This window comes from Agrobacterium vitis, from assembly GCF_013426735.1.
In the GTDB taxonomy this organism is placed as follows: Bacteria; Pseudomonadota; Alphaproteobacteria; order Rhizobiales; family Rhizobiaceae; genus Allorhizobium; species Allorhizobium vitis_D.
Genome location: NZ_AP023272.1, coordinates 2,872,777 through 2,890,936 on the forward strand (window position 1 = coordinate 2,872,777; position 18,160 = coordinate 2,890,936).

General features: G+C 59.7%; 17 protein-coding genes. 5 read left to right on the top strand and 12 right to left on the bottom strand.

What is annotated here, in order from left to right; genetic code table 11:
* Window positions 1-33 precede the first annotated feature (33 nt).
* Entirely contained in the window at window positions 34-1,011 is a 978-nt protein-coding gene (locus H1Y61_RS13405) for a small ribosomal subunit Rsm22 family protein (RefSeq protein WP_180572869.1), read from the top strand.
* Complete coding sequence (locus H1Y61_RS13410; RefSeq protein WP_180572870.1) at window positions 1,011-2,030, top strand: DUF2891 domain-containing protein; 1,020 nt, start codon at window positions 1,011-1,013, stop codon at window positions 2,028-2,030. The genes H1Y61_RS13405 and H1Y61_RS13410 overlap by 1 nt, the downstream gene beginning before the upstream one ends.
* Here the strand turns inward: H1Y61_RS13410 and H1Y61_RS13415 are convergent.
* Window positions 2,014-3,375: an Nramp family divalent metal transporter gene (locus tag H1Y61_RS13415; RefSeq protein WP_174110472.1), complete on the bottom strand. Its 1,362-nt coding sequence runs from the start codon at window positions 3,373-3,375 to the stop codon at window positions 2,014-2,016. The genes H1Y61_RS13410 and H1Y61_RS13415 overlap by 17 nt on opposite strands.
* A gap of 234 nt (window positions 3,376-3,609) precedes the next feature.
* Here H1Y61_RS13415 and mntR point away from each other — a divergent pair, with 234 nt between their 5' ends.
* On the top strand, window positions 3,610-4,143 hold the full coding sequence (gene mntR, locus H1Y61_RS13420; RefSeq protein WP_235680730.1) for a manganese-binding transcriptional regulator MntR: 534 nt from the start codon (window positions 3,610-3,612) through the stop codon (window positions 4,141-4,143).
* A 17-nt stretch (window positions 4,144-4,160) separates the two neighbouring features.
* On the opposite strand, the gene ppx is transcribed toward mntR, so the two are convergent.
* The 4 genes from ppx to H1Y61_RS13440 form a co-directional block, all read right to left on the bottom strand.
* Complete coding sequence (ppx, locus tag H1Y61_RS13425; RefSeq protein WP_174110471.1) at window positions 4,161-5,681, bottom strand: exopolyphosphatase; 1,521 nt, start codon at window positions 5,679-5,681, stop codon at window positions 4,161-4,163.
* A gap of 75 nt (window positions 5,682-5,756) precedes the next feature.
* Window positions 5,757-7,961: an RNA degradosome polyphosphate kinase gene (locus tag H1Y61_RS13430; protein ID WP_174110470.1), complete on the bottom strand. Its 2,205-nt coding sequence runs from the start codon at window positions 7,959-7,961 to the stop codon at window positions 5,757-5,759.
* Window positions 7,962-8,126: 165 nt separating this feature from the next.
* Window positions 8,127-8,849 (bottom strand): DnaA regulatory inactivator HdaA, encoded by a 723-nt coding sequence (hdaA, locus tag H1Y61_RS13435; RefSeq protein ID WP_180572871.1) that lies wholly within the window; start codon window positions 8,847-8,849, stop codon window positions 8,127-8,129.
* Window positions 8,850-9,989, bottom strand: a complete 1,140-nt coding sequence (locus H1Y61_RS13440; protein ID WP_060715830.1) for an AI-2E family transporter — start codon at window positions 9,987-9,989, stop codon at window positions 8,850-8,852.
* A gap of 270 nt (window positions 9,990-10,259) precedes the next feature.
* Between H1Y61_RS13440 and purM the strand changes: the two genes are divergently transcribed.
* Both purM and purN read left to right on the top strand, forming a co-directional pair.
* Entirely contained in the window at window positions 10,260-11,333 is a 1,074-nt protein-coding gene (purM, locus tag H1Y61_RS13445; protein WP_180572872.1) for a phosphoribosylformylglycinamidine cyclo-ligase, read from the top strand.
* Entirely contained in the window at window positions 11,330-12,019 is a 690-nt protein-coding gene (gene purN / locus H1Y61_RS13450; protein WP_180572873.1) for a phosphoribosylglycinamide formyltransferase, read from the top strand. Before purM ends, purN begins: the two co-directional genes overlap by 4 nt.
* On the opposite strand, the gene H1Y61_RS13455 is transcribed toward purN, so the two are convergent.
* From H1Y61_RS13455 to H1Y61_RS13485, 7 genes are all read right to left on the bottom strand, one after another.
* Window positions 12,009-12,788 carry a sulfite exporter TauE/SafE family protein gene (locus H1Y61_RS13455; RefSeq protein ID WP_174110468.1) on the bottom strand — a complete coding sequence of 260 codons (780 nt, stop codon included), beginning with the start codon at window positions 12,786-12,788 and terminating at the stop codon, window positions 12,009-12,011. The two genes, purN and H1Y61_RS13455, sit on opposite strands and share 11 nt — an antisense overlap.
* Entirely contained in the window at window positions 12,785-13,219 is a 435-nt protein-coding gene (locus H1Y61_RS13460; protein WP_180572874.1) for a YeeE/YedE family protein, read from the bottom strand. Before H1Y61_RS13460 ends, H1Y61_RS13455 begins: the two co-directional genes overlap by 4 nt.
* Entirely contained in the window at window positions 13,216-13,623 is a 408-nt protein-coding gene (locus tag H1Y61_RS13465; RefSeq protein WP_174110520.1) for a YeeE/YedE family protein, read from the bottom strand. Before H1Y61_RS13465 ends, H1Y61_RS13460 begins: the two co-directional genes overlap by 4 nt.
* The gene (bigR, locus tag H1Y61_RS13470; RefSeq protein ID WP_174110466.1) at window positions 13,623-13,967 is read right to left on the bottom strand and encodes a sulfite-sensing transcriptional repressor BigR; all 345 of its coding nucleotides are present in this window, start codon (window positions 13,965-13,967) and stop codon (window positions 13,623-13,625) included. Before bigR ends, H1Y61_RS13465 begins: the two co-directional genes overlap by 1 nt.
* Window positions 13,961-15,247, bottom strand: a complete 1,287-nt coding sequence (gene blh, locus H1Y61_RS13475; protein ID WP_174110465.1) for a bifunctional sulfur transferase/dioxygenase Blh — start codon at window positions 15,245-15,247, stop codon at window positions 13,961-13,963. The genes bigR and blh overlap by 7 nt, the downstream gene beginning before the upstream one ends.
* Before the next feature lie 149 nt (window positions 15,248-15,396).
* On the bottom strand, window positions 15,397-15,981 hold the full coding sequence (locus H1Y61_RS13480; RefSeq protein WP_174110464.1) for an NUDIX domain-containing protein: 585 nt from the start codon (window positions 15,979-15,981) through the stop codon (window positions 15,397-15,399).
* Entirely contained in the window at window positions 15,978-18,134 is a 2,157-nt protein-coding gene (locus H1Y61_RS13485; RefSeq protein WP_180572875.1) for a molybdopterin-containing oxidoreductase family protein, read from the bottom strand. The genes H1Y61_RS13480 and H1Y61_RS13485 overlap by 4 nt, the downstream gene beginning before the upstream one ends.
* Window positions 18,135-18,160 lie beyond the last annotated feature (26 nt).

Consider the following 18,160-nt stretch of genomic DNA (forward strand, 5'->3'; position numbering starts at 1 on the left):
TTTCCCAATTCTTCAACCCGCCGGACCGTTACCTTGGAACTCCCCTCACCCCTGAAAAGCACCGTTGAGCGCCTGCTGGAACATCAACCGCTTGCGCCCTTGATGAAAGCCGCCGAACGCCTGTCCCAGCGTTACCGCAAGGAAGTACGCGACGGGCAGTTGCATATCAGCGACGATCTGGCCGCACGCGCTTATCTCGCCGCTCGCCTGCCCGCCACCTTCGCCGCCGTCAGGGCGGCGATGGACATGGTGGCCGAGGTACAGGCGGATTTTGCACCCAGAACTTTGAGCGATTTCGGCTCCGGCCCCGGCACCGCGCTTTGGGCCGCCGCCGATTGCTGGCCGCAGTTACAACAGGCGACGTTGATCGAGGCCAGCCCTGCCATTCGCGCCATCGGCAAAAGCCTGTCGCAGGCGCTGCCCTTTGCCTGCGACTGGCAGGCAGGCGATCTCACCAAAACCCTGCCACCGCTTGAGCCAGCCGATCTGGTGACGCTTGCTTATGTGCTCGATGAGTTACCGATCGATGCGGTGGCAAGCATGACGGCAAAGCTCTGGTCCTTGACCGCTGGCACGATCATCATTGTCGAGCCCGGCACGCCGGCAGGCTGGCAGCGGATCGTCACGGCACGGCAGGCGCTTCTCGATGCGGGCGCCCATCTGCTTGCACCCTGCCCTCACCAGCAGCTCTGTCCCATTGTCAGCCCGGACTGGTGTCATTTTTCAAGGCGCGTTGCCCGGTCCCGCCTGCATCGGCAGGTGAAACAAGGCGAAGTGCCGTGGGAAGACGAGAAATACATTTTCATCGCCGCCTCGCGTCAGCCTGTGGCCTTATCCGGTGCACGGGTCTTGTTGCCGCCCCGGCTTGCCAGCGGCATGGTGAAGCTGAAATTGTGCCAAGGCAATGGAACGGCAGAGGAAACCACGCTCAGCCGCCGTGATGGCGCGCTCTTCAAGGCGGCGCGCCGAGCCGATTGGGGTGACTTGCTGGTCGCCGAGGAGGAAGATTGATGGCCATGCCACAGAGGATTCTGGATATCGCGACGGCACATGGCTTTGCTGAAATTGCCCTTGGCCACGTTACCAGGGAATATCCCAATCACATCATGCATGTGTTCGATGGTGCTGAGACTGAAGTGACGCCCTCGGCCCTGCATCCGGTGTTCTACGGCAGTTTCGACTGGCATTCCTGCGTGCATGGCTATTGGATGCTGGCGCGATTGCTCAGGCTTTTTCCCAGCATGCCATCGGCACCGGCCATCCGCGACCTGTTCAATACCATGCTGGTGGCGGAAAACATCGCCGGAGAATGCCGCTATTTCGACAGGCCGTCATCCCGTGGCTATGAAAGGCCTTACGGCTGGGGCTGGCTTCTGGCGCTTGCAGCCGAATTGGCGGGTCACGAAAGGCCGGATTGGGCGCAAGCCTTGCTGCCGCTCACCCAACGGATCGTCGCACGCTTTGAGGCATTTTTACCGCTGGCGACCTATCCAGTTCGGGTCGGCACCCATTACAATACCGCTTTTGCCCTGCGGCTGGCCGCAGACTATGGGCAAGTGTCGGGCAATTCCGCATTCCTGACACTTCTTGAGCAAACGGCCCGGCGCTGGTATGGCGACGACCACACTTGCACCGCCTGGGGAGAACCCTCCGGCGACGAATTCCTGTCTTCGTCGCTGATCGAGGCCGAATGCATGCGCCGGCTTCTGCCACGTGGGGAATTTTCCAACTGGCTGTCACGTTTCCTGCCGGATCTCGCCCGGGGCGAGCCTGCGCATCTGATGCAGCCAGCCAATGTTTCCGATCGCAGCGATGGCAAGATCGCCCATCTGGACGGGCTGAACCTCAGCCGCGCCTGGTGCTTTTATGCGCTGGCAGCGGCGCTGACGGATCAGAATACCGCCAACCTGGTGCTCACCCAAGCCGCTGAGCGGCATCTGGATGCTGCACTCGCCCATGTCACGGGCGAATACATGGGCGAGCACTGGCTGGCAAGTTTTGCCGTGCTGGCGCTTACACAGCCCCGCTGAAGACGTCCCAGAGCAGTTTGAGATTGAGCGCGATGATGATCGAGGCGATCACCCAGGCCAGGGCAGCCGTCCAGCGGGAAATGACGAACGAACCCATCTTGCGCTTGTCGCTGACGAATTGCACCAGCGGCACGACGGCAAAGGGCAATTGCATAGACAAGATGACCTGGCTCAGCACCAGCAGTTCCGCCGTTCCCTTGTTGCCGTAAAGCCAGGTGACGATCACGACCGGAATGATCGCCAGACAGCGGGTCAGCAGGCGGCGCGCCCAATTGGGGATGGTCAGCCGCAGGAACCCTTCCATGACGATCTGTCCGGCCAGCGTTGCCGTGACAGTGGAATTGATGCCGGAGGCCAGCAGCGCCACGGCAAACAGGGTGGAGGCAAGGCCGAAGCCCAGGAGCGGTGACAGCAATTGATGCGCCTGCTCGATTTCCGCCACATCGGTGCGGCCATTGGCATGAAACACCACCGCAGCGATGATCAGGATCGAGGCATTGACGAACAGCGCCAGCATCAGCGCAATCGTGCTGTCCAGCGTCGCCCATTTGATCGCATCCTTGCGGCCCCGGTCATTGCGCTCATAGGCGCGGGTCTGGACGATGGACGAATGCAGGTAGAGATTATGCGGCATGACCGTCGCGCCGATAATACCGATGGCGACGTAGAGCATTTCGCGATTGGTGATCACTTCCGTTGACGGAATAAAGCCCGACAGAATCTCGGCGACCGGCGGTTGGGCGGCGATGATCTGCGCCAGGAAACACAGGGCGATAATGGTCAGCATTGACACAACGAAGGCTTCCAGGAAGCGAAAACCCTTGTTCATCAACAGCAACAGCAAAAACGTATCGAGCGCGGTGATCAGCGCGCCGCCGATCAGCGGAATGCCGAACAGCAATTGCAGCGCAATGGCCGTGCCGATCACTTCCGCCAGATCGCAGGCGATGATCGCCAGTTCGCAGGCCAGCCACAGACAGATGCGCACCGGCGGAGAATAATGATCGCGGCAGGCCTGGGCGAGATCCCGCCCGGTGGCAATACCGAGCCGGGCTGACAGCGCCTGCAACAGGATCGCCATCAGGTTGGAAATCATGATGACCGACAAAAGCGTATAGCCAAATTGCGACCCGCCAGCGATATCCGTCGCCCAGTTACCGGGGTCCATATAGCCAACCGAAATCATATAACCCGGCCCGGCAAAGGCCATCAGCTTACGCATCCAGGAGCCGATCTTCGGCACATGAACCGAGGCATGCACCTCCGGCAGACTGGCGCGGTCATCGCCCGGCCGCGCAAAACTCCAGGCCCCTTTCGAGGCGGGACTGGTTTCCAATTTCGACATAAGTACCCGTAGCCTGTTTTTATTGCGATTAATTCGCAACAATCTGCGCCGGTTTTTTTAATTATGCAATAGGCTATATTCTATTGCTTTGGCTTTATTCGAAGACTCTGCCTCTGGGCCGCATCCCGCAATCCCGCTGTTTTTCGAAAGCCGCCGGAGGCTGGTCATCAAGGCCAAGACTTGCTACTGCATTGTTTCGCCTGGGCCAGGCCACAGCGCACGGTTGCGTCGAAAATGGTGCAAGGCGAGTACCCCACTCAATACGAGGACCAGCATTTGGCGCGCACGTCACCTTCAAAGCCCCGGACCGGTTCCCTGCCGGATGCCGACGCCCATTCTGAAGGCTTTCGGCAGGCGCGCGAGGCGCAACGCAGCGCGCTGGTGGAGGATTATGTCGAACTGATCGCAGATCTGATTGCCGAAGGTCAGGAGGCCCGTCAGGTTGATATCGCCCAACGGCTCGGCGTCGCCCAACCGACCGTGGCCAAGATGCTGGCCCGGCTGACCGAGGGCGGTCTGATTTCCCGCAAGCCCTATCGCGGAGTCTTCCTGACTGAGGCCGGAGAAAAACTGGCTCAGGAAAGCCGGGAGCGGCATGAGACTGTTGAGGATTTTCTGAAAATGCTCGGCGTCTGCGAAAAGACCGCGCGGATCGACGCCGAAGGAATCGAGCACTATGTCAGCGCCGAAACGCTCGCGGCCTTTCGTAAAGCGCTGACTGAGGGACTTGCCGGATCACGGGCAGATGAGATCAACGATCACCCATAACAACAGTAGCAATCAGCTCACTCAAACCGAAAGGCCAGCCGCTTGCCTGTCAGTTTCGACAGTTGCTGCAAACGGCCATCCAAGCGCTCCCCGGCAAAATCGTGATATTCTTTCGGTATCACGAATTCGAGGTCGAGATCCGACCGCTTCGAGCGTTCGAAGGTCAGGTTATGGACCACGCCCGGCATCGAGGCAGAAAACAGATAGACCACGCGCAGCAGCCCACCCAATAGCTTTGCCCGATCCAGCAGTCTCTGCGTGGCAATGGTGGCGAGCGGACCGGTCTGCCCATCGTCATGCAGGCCTTCGAACCGGTAGTAATTGCTGAGCGCGATAAAAGCCCGGCCCGGATGGCTGATGCCGACAAAGGAGGAGTGGGCAATCAGGTTCAGCGCCTGCAATCCGCGATAATCGGGATGAGCGCGCCAGCTCAGATCAGCCAGAAGGCAAGCGGCCTGACGATAACGCGCCTCTTCCTCCGTCTCCACGACATCGAAAAATGGCATCATCGCGCCGGACCATTGCGCAAGCTCACGCGCATGTTCCGGCGAGCGGGCGCGCAGGATGGCCAATTCGTCGGCGGCTTCCAGCAATGGGTCCAGCGCGCGGATCTCGTCTGAAAGCTTGGAGTAGAGATAGCCCTCACGTACGCCTTGTGCGGAAAAGCAGACCCGGGCAGGCTGCATGGCCTCCAGCACTTCGCGAAGAGCGACTGCGCCGAAAGGAATCAATGTGCGGCGGCTCTTGGAAACAGTCTGCCAAGCCGGTGCGCGGGCGCTAACACCGGTAATGATCTCATCGAGAAACTGCATCATCTCGGCTGTGGAAACTTCATAGCCCTGCATCATGTGCAAGGGATAATTGCGGATTTCCATATGCAGCTTGGCAATATTGCGCCATGTGCCACCGACCGCATAAAAGGTCCGGCCCTGGCCATTTTTCAAAAGGCTGGCGGAACGCACCTGTTTGCGGGTAAAATTAGCCGCCTTTTCAAGGGACCCCTCTGACTGTTCCGATAGCCGCAAGCCGCCAAGTGGCAGGGTAATTCCCTTGCCAATCGCCCGCCCCTTGACATCGACCAGCTCGAGCGAACCGCCGCCCAGATCACCTGCAATGCCATCGGGGTCGTGAAAACCGCTGATGATACCATAAGCGGAATAAAGCGCCTCTTCCTCGCCAGACAGCACTTCGATTTTATGGTCGAGAATTGCTTCGGCCTCGGCAATGAACGCGGGGCCGTTCTGCGCCTCTCGCGCCGCCGCCGTTGCCAGAACGTGCATGGAGACCGCACGGGCCTGCTGCGACAAGGCGTGAAAACGCCTCAGCGCCAAAAGCGCGCGCCTGACACCCTCTTCATCCATCCTGCCGGTCTTGGCGAGGCCCTTGCCCAAGCCGCACAGCACTTTCTCATTAAAGAGAATGGCAGGCGCCCGCGACAGTCCCTCATAAATGACAAGACGAATGGAATTCGAGCCGATATCGACGACGGAAACAGGGGAAATTCCGGGGAGACGCCCCTGCGCTTCGGATTGGGTCATGCGTATCCAGTTTGGCTTTCACTTGCTTTGCAGGTTTATCTCCGAAAACCGGTCGTCGCCTTTCGGAAACCCTGCTTAGCTTTTTCGACCGGAAACAACCCCGGCGATCAGCTTCGGCGCGCTCGATTTCAAAGCTTCTCCCCGCCCGGACAGACTGGGATTGGTCATGAAATACTGTTGCGCGTTAAAAGGTTCCTCGCCTGCACGCACATCGATGCGCCTCGACGTTCCATCGGGCAATATCTCGTAGCTCTGCTGGTTGTCAATCAGATTGCCCAGCATGATCTGCGACAGAACCTGTTCATGCACGGTTGGGTTGACCAACGGCACCAAGGTTTCGACACGCCGATCCAGATTGCGCGGCATCATATCAGCTGAGCCGATATAGACCAGCGCCTTTTCGGAGGGCAGTCGATGGCCATTACCGAAGCAGAAAATCCGGCTGTGCTCGAGGAACCGTCCGATAATCGATTTAACCCGGATATTTTCAGAGAGACCCGCCACCTGCGGCCGCAGGCAGCAAATGCCGCGAATGACCAGATCCACCTCAACGCCGGCCCGGCTGGCACGGTAAAGCGCATCGATGATCTCAGGATCGACCAGCGAGTTCATCTTCATCCAGATGCCGGACGGCTTACCGTCCTTGGCATTGCTGGTTTCTTCCTCGATATGGCGCAGGATGCGCGAGCGCATCGTGTAGGGAGACACCGCCAGCTTCATGTTTTCCTCCGGCTCTCCATAGCCGGTGATGAAATTGAAGACATTGGCCATGTCATGGGCAATCTTCGGATTGCAGGTGAAGAACGACAGGTCAGTATAGATCTTCGCGGTAATCGGATGATAGTTACCGGTGCCAAGATGGCAATAGGTCCTGAGCTTGCCGTCCTCACGGCGAACCACCATGGACATCTTGGCATGGGTCTTCAGCTCGATAAAGCCGAACACCACCTGCACGCCAGCCCGTTCCAGGTCGCGTGCCCAGCGGATATTGGCCTCTTCATCAAACCGGGCCTTCAACTCCACCAGCGCCGTCACCGATTTTCCGGCATCGGCGGCATCAATCAGGGCGCGGACAATCGGGCTATCGTTGGACGTGCGGTAAAGCGTCTGCTTGATGGCCAGCACGTCGGGATCGCGGGCGGCCTGAAGCAGGAACTGCACCACGACATCGAAGCTTTCATAGGGGTGGTGAACCACCATGTCCTTCTCGCGGATGGCCGCCAGGCAATCGCCCATATGCTCACGAACCCGCTCCGGGAAACGGGCATTGTAAGGCTCAAACCGCAAATCGTCGCGCGGGGCCTTGGTGATTTCGGATATGGTATTCAGCGCCAACAGCCCCGGCAGAACCGCGACCCGGTTATCCGGCACATTCAGCTCCTGCACCACGAACTGGCGCAGCGCCGCTGGCATTTCCGAATCGGTCTCGATGCGGATCACCTTGCCGCGGCGACGGCGTTTCAGAGCCGTTTCGAAAAACCGGACCAGATCTTCGGCTTCTTCCTCGACCTCGATATCGCTGTCGCGGATGATGCGGAACGTACCGTAACCTTTGACGTCATAACCGGGATAGAGCCGGTGGATGAACATGCCAACAACATCTTCGAGGGTGATATAGCGGATAGTGTTCTTGTCGTCGGGCAAGCGAATGAAGCGGTCCAGCGCGGTCGGCAGGCGCAGCAGTGCCGTCATCGGCTCCTTGCCGTGCAGGCTTTCCAGTTGCAGGCCCATGGAAAAGCCGAGATTGGGAATGAAGGGAAACGGATGGGCCGGATCGATGGACAGTGGCGTCAGGACAGGAAAGATCGACTGCTCGAATTCAGTGCCAAGCCAGGTGCGGTCTTCCTCGGAAAGAGCGGAGGGCCGGACGATCAGAATGTCTTCCTTGGCGAGATATTGCTGCAAGACGGCCAGCGAGGCCTGCTGTTCCATTTGCAGATTGTCGATTTCCTTGAGGATATCTTCCAGTTGCTCAACCGGCGTGCGTCCATCAGGGCTCTTGATAACAATACCCTGGCGCACCTGGCCTTCCAGCCCGGCAACACGCACCATGAAAAACTCATCCAGGTTGGCGGCGGAAATCGACAGGAAGCGCACACGCTCCAGCAACGGATGGGCGGTGTTCAGGGTTTCCTCAAGCACTCGCCGATTGAATTGCAGCCAGGAAAATTCGCGGTTGATGAAGCGATGCGGGCTGGAGAGCAATTCCTCGCGCGCGACCTCTTCTCCCGCCAGGATAACCGTTTCCTGAGATACCGCCGATTCCGTTACCGATTCCATTGTTCCCGCCTTCGTTTTCAATGCCTTCAGGCATGTGAGGTCACAGCTTCATGCAAAAGGCAATCCAAGCCTGACACATCCGTAAACTGTAGATCACCCTGAAACGATTTCCGAGTCAGAGACTTGCCCAACTATACCAGCAACACGACGTTCCTGTGACAGGCTTTAGCGATCGTGCGCCAAGACCGCGTCCAGAACCTCTGCCGCCAGCGCACGCGAAATTTTTGCCCGCCGTGCCAGTGCCAACCGGTCCAATTGCTCAACCACGGCCTGGGCGGCAGCCAGCGACCGTTCCATACGCTGAACGATATAATCAACGACCCGCTCGTCAATCGCCAATTGGCGGTCGGCAAACAGCTTGACGATCACCTGCGACAGCAAGGCCTCGTCCGGCTCGCCGATTTCAACCAGTGTCGCGGCCTTCAGCCGGGAACGCAGGTCTGCAAGCTTAACCGGCCAGGACAAAGGCCAGGTGCGCGAAGTGATCAGCAGGGTCGTCCCATGCTGCTTGACGCTATTGATCACATGAAACAACTCGACCTCGTCGAAATCCGCCCGGTCAGCGTCCTCAAACAGCACCGCCCCCTTGGATGCGGTCATCGAGGCATCCGCCCCGGACACAGGCAGAATATCAACAGCCCCACTTTGCGTCCGCCAGATTTCCGCCAGATGCGATTTACCGGAGCCTTGTGGCCCCGACAGGATCACCACCGGTGACGGCCAGTTGGGCCAGGCATCGACAACAGACACGGCAGCCGCCAGCCGGCCAGAGACAAGCAGGTCATCACGGCCCGATGCCGGCCTGTGGCCCAAGGCGAGCGGCAATTGTTCGCCCGTTTTGCCGTCATATGCTTGGCGTCGGGCCGCTGTCTTGTCGATGTCACGCATTTACGTCTCTGAAATGACGGGAGGGCGGACGTCCTTGATCACGGTCGCCTCCTCACCATAGTATAGATCGCTGTCAAGATACCGCCGCACTGCAAAGCGAACAAGCACGCCAACTGCCGCCGCGCAGGGAACCGCGACCAGAACCCCCAGAAAACCGAAGAGCGAGCCGAAGGCGAACATCGCAAACATCAGCCAAACCGGGTGCAGGCCGACGCTGGAGCCGACCAGCTTGGGCTGAAGGACATTGCCTTCCAGGAACTGGCCAGTGAAGAAGAATACGCCCGTTATGACCACCCAGAGATAGTCCGGCCAGAATTGCACCGCCGCCATGCCCAGCGCCAGAATTAGCCCGACGGATGAGCCGACATAGGGAATGAAACTGATCATGCCGGTGAAAAAGCCGATCAGCAGGCCGAAATTCAAACCGATCAGCGACAGGCCGACCGCATAGTAAATGCCGAGGATGAGGCAGAGCGAGCCCTGGCCACGCACGAAACCGGCAATGGTCCGGTTCATTTCGCGGGCGATTTCCCGCACGGCGCCAACCTGATTGCGTGGAATGAGGCTATCCAGCTTGGCCATCATCCGGTCCCAGTCGAGCAGAAGATAGAAGGCGACGACCGGGGTCACCACCAACAGGGAGATGATATCAAGCAGCGCCTTGCCGGAATTCCACAGTTGCGACAGAAGCGTGCCGATAAAGCCTGCCCCTTCCGCCAGATAGCGGGAAAAATTGCCCTTGATCGCCGCCATCTGGGTGCTCACCTGACCATTCAGCCATTTCGGTACCCAGGAGGCGTTGGATTTGGCAATAAGCGCCTGCAACTGGCTGACATAATCGGGGATATTGGTGATGAAGTCGTTGAGCTGGGTGACGAGGACCGGAATGATGATCACCAGCGACAAGACGAAAATCACCACGAAAGACACCAGGATCAGCACCGTGGCCATCATCCGTGACAGGCCCAGCCGCTCCAGCCGGTCGGCGACCGGATCGAGAAAATAGGCGAGCGCCATGCCAGCTACAAACGGCAGCAGAATGGAGCTGAAGGTCAGCAAAAAGGCGATGACCACCGCCAGCGTGCCGATGCCGAAAAGAACCTGCCGCCAGAAAACGGGGCCGCTGACGCGCTTGATCATGATTTATGTCCTTCCCGGCGGATTGCCTTTTGCAAACTGGATAGGGCTGGCCGCAACAGGCCATCCTAGCATCGTGCCGATGAACATGAGATAGGATGGTGTTTCGTCAAGGGTCAAGGTGGCGCGACCGCAATTCGCATATGCAGCCACCACAGACCTTGGAAAACGACGAAAAAGCGGGAGTTTCCGGCCCTTGCGCTTGCATCGCGGCCCCACCCATGCCATGGCGGGCGAAACGTGCCAACCCTGCCAACCAGCGGAGACGAACGGATGAGCCAGTCGGGGAAAAACGGTCTGACCTATAGCGATGCAGGCGTCGATATCGATGCGGGCAATCTTCTGGTCGAAAAGATCAAGCCTGCGGTTCGCTCCACCCGCCGCCCCGGCGCCGATGGCGAGATTGGCGGCTTCGGCGGATTGTTCGACCTGAAAGCGGCAGGCTTTACCGATCCGATCCTGGTGGCGGCCAATGACGGCGTCGGCACCAAGCTGAAGATTGCCATTGATGCAGGCCTGCATGACACTGTCGGCATCGACCTCGTTGCCATGTGCGTCAACGATCTCGTGGTGCAGGGTGCCGAACCCCTGCTGTTTCTGGATTATTACGCCACCGGCAAGCTCGATCCCGACCAGGGTGCTGCCATCGTCGGCGGTATTGCGGCGGGTTGCCGCGAGGCAGGCTGCGCGCTGATTGGCGGCGAGACCGCTGAAATGCCCGGCATGTATTCCGGCGGCGATTACGATCTGGCCGGTTTTGCGGTCGGCGCCGCCGAGCGCGGTGAGCTTCTGCCTGCGGGCGATATTGCCGAGGGCGATGTCATTCTGGGGCTTGCCTCTTCCGGCGTCCATTCCAACGGTTTTTCGCTGGTCCGCAAGATTGTCGAGCTTTCCGGCCTTGGCTGGGACGCACCGGCACCGTTTGCAGAAGGTGCAACACTTGGCGCGGCCCTGCTGACCCCGACCCGCATCTATGTGAAGCCGCTGCTGAAGGCGATCCGCGAGACAAAATCCTTGAAAGCACTGGCGCATATTACTGGCGGTGGTTTTCCCGAAAATATTCCGCGCGTCCTGCCCAAGCATCTGGCCGCCGAAATCGACCTCTCTTCGATCACGGTTCCCGCGGTGTTTTCGTGGCTGTCGAAAACCGGTGGCGTGGCGCAGAATGAAATGTTGCGCACTTTCAACTGCGGCGTCGGCATGATTATCGTGGCCGCTGCCGAAAACGCCGATGCGGTTGCTGCGGCTCTGGAAGCCGAAGGCGAAACCGTCGCCCGTCTTGGCCGAATGATTTCCCGTGAGGAAGGCGCGCCCGGTACTGTGTATAAGGGAACGCTCGGCTTATGAGTTCGGCACCTTCATCGGCGGTCGAAAGGCCATCTCACGCCAAAAAGCGTGTCGCCGTGCTGGTTTCCGGCAGCGGCTCCAATATGGTGGCGCTGGCCAAGGCCTGCGAAGCGGCGGATTACCCGGCGGAAATCGTTGCGGTATTCTCCGACAAGCCGGAGGCTGGCGGTTTAGTCAAGGCCCGCGATCTCGGCATTTTCGCTGCCGCCTTTCCCCGTAAGGATTATGCCAGCAAGGCTGACCACGAAGCCGCCATTCTCGCAGCGCTGGATCAGGTGCAACCCGACCTGATCTGTCTTGCCGGTTATATGCGCCTGCTGTCAGGCGATTTCATCCGCCGCTACCAGGGCCATATTCTCAACATTCACCCGTCGCTTCTGCCGCTGTTTCCAGGCCTGCACACCCACCAGCGGGCGCTGGATGCCGGGATGAAGATTGCCGGCTGCACCGTGCATTTCGTCACCGAAGGCATGGACGAAGGCCCAATCGTCGCCCAGGCCGCTGTACCCGTATTGCCAACCGATACCGCTGATGCGCTGGCCGCCCGCACCCTGACGGTCGAGCATCGCATCTATCCGGTCGCCTTGCAGCTGGTGGCAGGCGGCACCGTCACCATGCTGGAAGACGGGCGTATCGCGCGCTCCGGCTTTGTCGCGGATGCTGAGGCGCGGCTGCTCAGCGCGTAATGATCGCGCCGGAGCTTTTGTAGATCACATAGAAGGCGACCAGAAAAATCATCGCCGCAAACATCTGGTTGAGGGTGTTTTTATGCGCACCGAGCCGGGTTGCCGCCAGAGTGCCGACAATACCGCCCAGCAGCCCACCCAGAATGAACTCCGCCGCCAAAGCCCAGTCCACCAAACCTGACAATGCGTAATTCACAGCCGTGGCCAGCCCGAAGGCCGTGACGGCCATAAGCGATGTGCCAACTGCATTGATCATTGGCATGCCCGTCGCAAGGATCAGCCCCGGAACGATCAGAAAGCCGCCGCCAATCCCGAAAAAGCCGGAGGCGGCACCCGATAGCAGCGCCACAAGCGCCGTCGTCAGGCACATGCGAAGATCCACCGGCCTCGGAGCAGCAGTCACCGCCTTTCTGGGCCGTAGCATCCACACCCCGACAACAAGCATGACGATTCCGAACAGCAGCAGAAGCCTCGTGCCATCCATCGCCTTGCCAAGCGAGGACCCGGCCAGCGCGCCAAGCACACCCAAAGCCGCAAACACCGCACCGCAGCGCCAGCGGACATTGCCTTTCAGGGCATGGCTGGCAAAATTGATAAGGGCATTGGCTGAGACCGCCAGGGCGCCGGTGCCGATGGCCACATGCGGTTGCGATACGCCAACCACATAGAGCAGCAGCGGGGTCGCAAGGATAGAGCCGCCTCCCCCAAGCAGTCCAAGCGTGAAACCGACCAGCCCGCCGGAGCCGATAGCCGCAATAAGCGTGTTCATCGGCTGCGTCCCGCAAAGAACCGGTCATGCACGACAATACCGATCACCATGGCAGCGACGAAGATCAGGCTTTCACCATAGCCGAGCGGCAAAGCCGCCAGCGCCGGACCGGGGCAAAAACCGCCCAGGCCCCAACCGATCCCGAATAAGGCCGAGCCTGCCACCAGCCGCCAATCGATGCGGGTCGCGGTCGGCATGGCGAAACGATCCGCCAGCACCGGGCGGGCCATACGGCGCACCAGCACCATGCCAACAAAAGCCGTCACCACGGCCCCGCCCAGCACGAAGATCAGACTCGGGTCCCAGGCGCCGAAAATATCGAGAAAGCCCTGGACACGGGCCGGGTCCAACATGCCGGACAAGGACAGGCCGAAACCGAACAGAAGGCCGGATAGTAGCGCGGCGGCGGCTTGCAGCGAGATCGTTTTCATAGGCTGCCCCTCATCATTGTCACGGTGAGAACGCCAGTGAAAAGAAAGGTGACGACCGCAACGAAGGAGCGCGGCGACAGTCTCGCCAGGCCCAGAACGCCATGGCCGCTGGTGCAGCCGGACCCCATGCGGGAGCCGAAACCGACCAGCAGGCCAGCAACAACCGCCAGCGGCAGGCTGGCCGTCATCGTCACCTGCGGCCAGGCCCCGAACAGGGCGAGAAACAGGATGGGGCCAAGCATCAATCCGACCACGAACGCCCCGTTGATTGGCAGGCTAACCCCCTGCGCCAAGCGCCCGACAATGCCGCTGATCCCGGCAATCCGGCCTGTCATCACCAGAAACAGGATGGCGGAGGAGCCAATCATCACGCCGCCGACGAGCGAAGGAAGATAGGTCTGAATCATGCCTCATCCTCCGCACAGAAAATCGTGAACAGGGCGGCAATCAGCCGCTGCGTCTTCGCCTCTGTCAGTCGGTAGAAAATCTGCTTGCCCTCACGCCGGGTCTCGACGATCCGGGCCTCCCGGAGCACGGTGAGTTGCTGCGACAGGGTCGGCTGGTGAATATCCAGCTTTTCCTCCAGTTCGCCCACCGACCATTCACCCTCGACCAGCGTGCAGACCAGCATGAGGCGCACCGGATGAGTGAGCGTTTTCAAATGCCCGGCCACCTCGTCGGCGCGCTCTTCCATCGCCTTCGGCGTCATGCCGACCCGGCGCTTGATCTCAACAAACGGATCTACCATGCGGCCCCCTCCAGAACATCAAGTGGAATTTTCAGGTAGCGGCGGCCATTGTCTTCCGGTTCCGGCAAGCGTCCGCCGCGAACATTGACCTGCAAGGCATGCAGAATCAGTTTCGGCATTGCCAAGGTGCGGTCGCGAGCCTGACGCAGGGTGACGAACCCGGCCTCATCCGTCCCGGCCAGATGCGGATTGGCGGCCTTCTGCGCTGCAACAGTGCTTTCCCAACGCGGATTGCGCCCGCCCGGCTGATAGTCATGGCCGGTGAAAATCCTGGTGTCGTCAGGCAGCGCCAGAATATCCTGCATGGATTGCCACAGCATATGGGCATCGCCACCGGGAAAATCAGCCCGCGCCGTGCCGCTGTCAGGCATGAACATCGTGTCATGCACAAAAGCCGCATCGCCAATGACATAGGTGACGGAGGCCAGCGTATGCCCCGGCGAAAACATCACCGTCGCATCAATGGAGCCGAGCTTGAAGGTCTCACCATGGCTGAATAGCCGGTCCCACTGCGACCCATCGGTTTTCAGTTCCGGCCAATTGTAGATGCCCTTCCAAAGCCTCTGTACATCGGTGACATGAGCGCCAATCGCAGTCGGCGCGCCGGTCTTGCCCTTCAGATAGTCGGCAGCAGAAAAATGATCGGCATGGGGATGGGTGTCGAGAATCCAGGCGACCGTCAGCCCCTGGTCCTCGATATGGCGAAGGATGCGATCGGCATTCACGGTCAAGGTCTGGCCGGATTTCTCATCGTAATCCAGCACCGGATCGATGATGACGCAGACTTTCGTTGCGGGGTCTGAGACCACATATTGAACACTCCAGGTCCTAGGATCAAAGAAGCCCTTGACCTGCGGGCGGCGCGTGGCCCGGCGGTGGAGCCAGGCGACGGCGGCGCTCAGATCCATGCCATGAGCAGAACCGAAAGCCGCAACCTCATCTACGCTCATCTCACCATTCAACACTGCGCTCAGAACATGCAGGGTCAGTGCCCGCAAGCCGCTGCGGCAATGGGCAAAGACTTTCGTGTCACCTTGGGTGACTGCCCTGAATGCCTCAACATCGGCATCGGTAAAATCGGCCATCGTGACCGGGATGAAATGATAGTCCAGCCCGGCCTTTTGCGCGGCCTCACGCTCGGCTTTTGTGCCGGGGGCCCCTTCTTCAGCATCAGGGCGTAGATTGACGAGCGTGGTAAACCCGTCGGCCGCGAGTGCGGCAATCTCGGCCATGGAGGGTTGGCTGGAAATGGTAAACGTATCGGAGATGTGGTTCGGCATGGTGGTTTGCCTTCTATTAATATACAATATCATATAATGTATATTGATAGAAGGCGCAAGAGCCGGAATGACGCAGGCCATGCGTCCTCCCGGCCTCTCAAAACGATCAGTGAATTGCCTTGGTCGGAACAGTTCCCCGACCGCGCCCCTCAGGCCAGATTGAGCGCCGCCCATTGCAGCAGCATGATGGTCTTGCCATCGACGATGTCGCCCCGCTCGATCATCGAAATCGCATCCTTAAGCGGCACTTCGACCAGTTCCAGATCTTCGTGTTCGGCTTCCAGCCCGCCGCCGAGCGACAGTTTTTGCGCCTCGTCGATGGGTGAGTAGAAGAAGTGGATCTTTTCCGTCACCGCTCCCGGCGACATATAGGCGGTGAACAGGAAACGCGGCGCGACAATGTGATAGCCGGTCTCCTCTTCAACTTCGCGGATCACTGCCTTTTCGGCGTCCTCGCCATCGGTCATGCCCGCCGGTACTTCCAGCAGAAAGGGCTTATCGCCCATCATATAGGCGGGAATGCGAAACTGCCGCACCAGCAGCAAGGTCTTCTTTGAGGGGTCATGCAGCAGGATTGCCACGGCATGGCCGCGATCGAAAACTTCCCAGCTGAGGCGTTGGGTGGCGCCATCCGGTTTTGCATAATCGAACACCATCTTGCGCAGATGGCTCCAGCCCTTCCACAGCGTCTTGTCCTCGACAATGGTAATGCCGGTCGTGTCGAACTTGCTCATGATGCCCGAACCCAAACCTTGTTATCGTGAAACGCAGCCCCACCATGCGGGGCCGGAGCGTCGGCACCGGTCAGCACGTTGATGCCCTCACCGTCCAGATGTGCCTTGTTCGGCCAAAGACCTTCCGCCACCAGCACGCCGGGCTTGACCGCATCGGTGATGTTGACGTGGATACGCAAGCTTCCCCGCCGATTGCCGATCTGCACCACATCACCATGGCCGATACCCAGTGCCGCCGCGTCAGCCGGATTGACCATCACCTCCGGCCTGCCTTCCTTATCGCGCGAGGTCTTGGTCTCGGCGAATGTCGAGTTGAGAAAATTGCGGGCAGGAGATGTTGCCAGCCGGAACGGATGCTCGCTATCCGCTGTCTCGATCACATCCATCTGATCGGGGAAAACCGGAAGCGCGGCCACCGGCCCCAGAGACCCCATCGCCCGTGGCGGCTTATTGGGCGCGGGCGTGCCTTCCCAATCCGGCCTAAAGCGGAACCTGCCATCGGGGTGGGCAAAGCCTTTGAGATAATGCGCGTCTTCGAACAGCGGCTGGCAATCCAGCCATTTGTCCTGCTCGAAACTGGCAAAATCCGGCTTGCCGCTGGCCGCCAGGATATGGTCGATATGCTCGCGCTCGCTGAGGCCGAAGCCCGGAAGATCCGCTAGACCGAGACGTTTGGCCAGTTCCTCGATGACGAAGAGATTGGTGCGCACCGTGTCCGGCGGCTCGACCAGTTTAGGGCCAAGCAGGATATGGCTCTGGCCACCGCCGCGATAGAGATCGTCATGCTCAACGAACATCGTTGCCGGCAGGACCAGATCAGCAAGCTCTGCTGTTTCGGTCATGAAATGCTCGTGCACAGCCACAAACAGATCATCCCGCAGAAAGCCCTGTTTTACCAGCCTTTGTTCCGGCGCAACATTGACCGGATTGGTGTTCTGGATCAGCATCGCCGTCACCGGACCGCGCTGGCGCAGCGCCTCCGCATCGCCGGTCAGCACCCGGCCAACCTGCGACTGGTCCAACATGCGAATGTCAGGATCGACAAACGCCGTCCCCATCAACTCGGCTTTGTTGAGCTTGAAAATATCGCTGTTGGAATGAAACGCGCCGCCGCCTTCATATTGCCAGCTGCCCAGCACGGTCGAAAGCGAAAGGGCGGCATGCATGGAGACAGCACCGTTGCGGCTGCGGGTAAAACCATAGCCGAGGCGGAAGAATGTCTTTTTGGTCTCGCCGACCAATCTGGCGAAGCCTTCGATCTCTTCAACCGAAAGACCGGTGACGCTGGCGGCCCATTCCGGCGTCTTGTCCTTCAGATGCGCTTCCAGCCCGGCGGGATCATCGGCATAGTCAGCCATATACTCCCGGTCGGCATAACCGTCACGAAAGGCGATATGCATGGCGGCACAGGCCAGCGCCGCATCGGTGCCGGGGCGTAGAATCAGGCCCATATCGGCCTGTTTCATGGTCGGATTGTCATAGATATCGATGACGACAATTTTCGCGCCGCGATTTTTACGCGCTGCCACCGCATGGGTCATGACATTGACCTGGGTCGCCACCGCATTGGTGCCCCAGATCACCACGCAATCGGCAACCGCCATTTCGCGCGGGTCCGGGCCGCGCAGCGTGCCGGTGCCCATCACATAGCCAGTCCAGGCCAGATTGGTGCAGATCGAGCCGAAAAAGCCGGAATATTTCTTGGCGTGGCGCAGCCGCTCTATCGAATCGCGCTGCACCTGCCCCATCGTCCCGGCATAGAAATAGGGCCAGACGGCCTCGCTGCCATGCAGTTGCTCGGCTTTGACGAACGCATTGGCGATCTCGTCCAGCGCCGCATCCCAGGAAATTTCCTGCCAGCTGCCCGCCCCTTTTGCACCTTTCCGACGCTGCGGCACCATCAACCGATCAGGGTGATAGAGCCGCTCGGTATAGCGCGCCACCTTGGCGCAGATCACGCCTGCGGTATAGCTATTGTCGCGCGCGCCGCGCATTCGCCCGATCCTGCCGTCCGGGGTCAGATCGACCTCAAGCGCGCAGGTGGATGGACAGTCATGCGGACAGGCCGTATGACCAACGGATGTTTTCAAGGCGGGGCTGATGATGTTCATGGCAAAGTTATAGGCCAAGCCCGCAAGGCTCAAAAGCCCCATTCCAAAATTTCACCAGACCCATCGGA

Coding starts and splice junctions, on each gene's coding strand:
- purN (WP_180572873.1), top strand. CDS start 11,330: ATGAGTTCGGCACCTTCATCGGCGGTCGAAAGGCCATCTCACGCCAAA.
- H1Y61_RS13485 (WP_180572875.1), bottom strand. CDS start 18,134: ATGGGGCTTTTGAGCCTTGCGGGCTTGGCCTATAACTTTGCCATGAAC.
- H1Y61_RS13455 (WP_174110468.1), bottom strand. CDS start 12,788: ATGAACACGCTTATTGCGGCTATCGGCTCCGGCGGGCTGGTCGGTTTC.
- mntR (WP_235680730.1), top strand. CDS start 3,610: ATGGTGCAAGGCGAGTACCCCACTCAATACGAGGACCAGCATTTGGCG.
- purM (WP_180572872.1), top strand. CDS start 10,260: ATGAGCCAGTCGGGGAAAAACGGTCTGACCTATAGCGATGCAGGCGTC.
- H1Y61_RS13480 (WP_174110464.1), bottom strand. CDS start 15,981: ATGAGCAAGTTCGACACGACCGGCATTACCATTGTCGAGGACAAGACG.
- bigR (WP_174110466.1), bottom strand. CDS start 13,967: ATGGTAGATCCGTTTGTTGAGATCAAGCGCCGGGTCGGCATGACGCCG.
- hdaA (WP_180572871.1), bottom strand. CDS start 8,849: ATGCGTGACATCGACAAGACAGCGGCCCGACGCCAAGCATATGACGGC.
- blh (WP_174110465.1), bottom strand. CDS start 15,247: ATGCCGAACCACATCTCCGATACGTTTACCATTTCCAGCCAACCCTCC.
- H1Y61_RS13440 (WP_060715830.1), bottom strand. CDS start 9,989: ATGATCAAGCGCGTCAGCGGCCCCGTTTTCTGGCGGCAGGTTCTTTTC.
- H1Y61_RS13415 (WP_174110472.1), bottom strand. CDS start 3,375: ATGTCGAAATTGGAAACCAGTCCCGCCTCGAAAGGGGCCTGGAGTTTT.
- H1Y61_RS13460 (WP_180572874.1), bottom strand. CDS start 13,219: ATGAAAACGATCTCGCTGCAAGCCGCCGCCGCGCTACTATCCGGCCTT.
- H1Y61_RS13410 (WP_180572870.1), top strand. CDS start 1,011: ATGGCCATGCCACAGAGGATTCTGGATATCGCGACGGCACATGGCTTT.
- H1Y61_RS13430 (WP_174110470.1), bottom strand. CDS start 7,961: ATGGAATCGGTAACGGAATCGGCGGTATCTCAGGAAACGGTTATCCTG.
- ppx (WP_174110471.1), bottom strand. CDS start 5,681: ATGACCCAATCCGAAGCGCAGGGGCGTCTCCCCGGAATTTCCCCTGTT.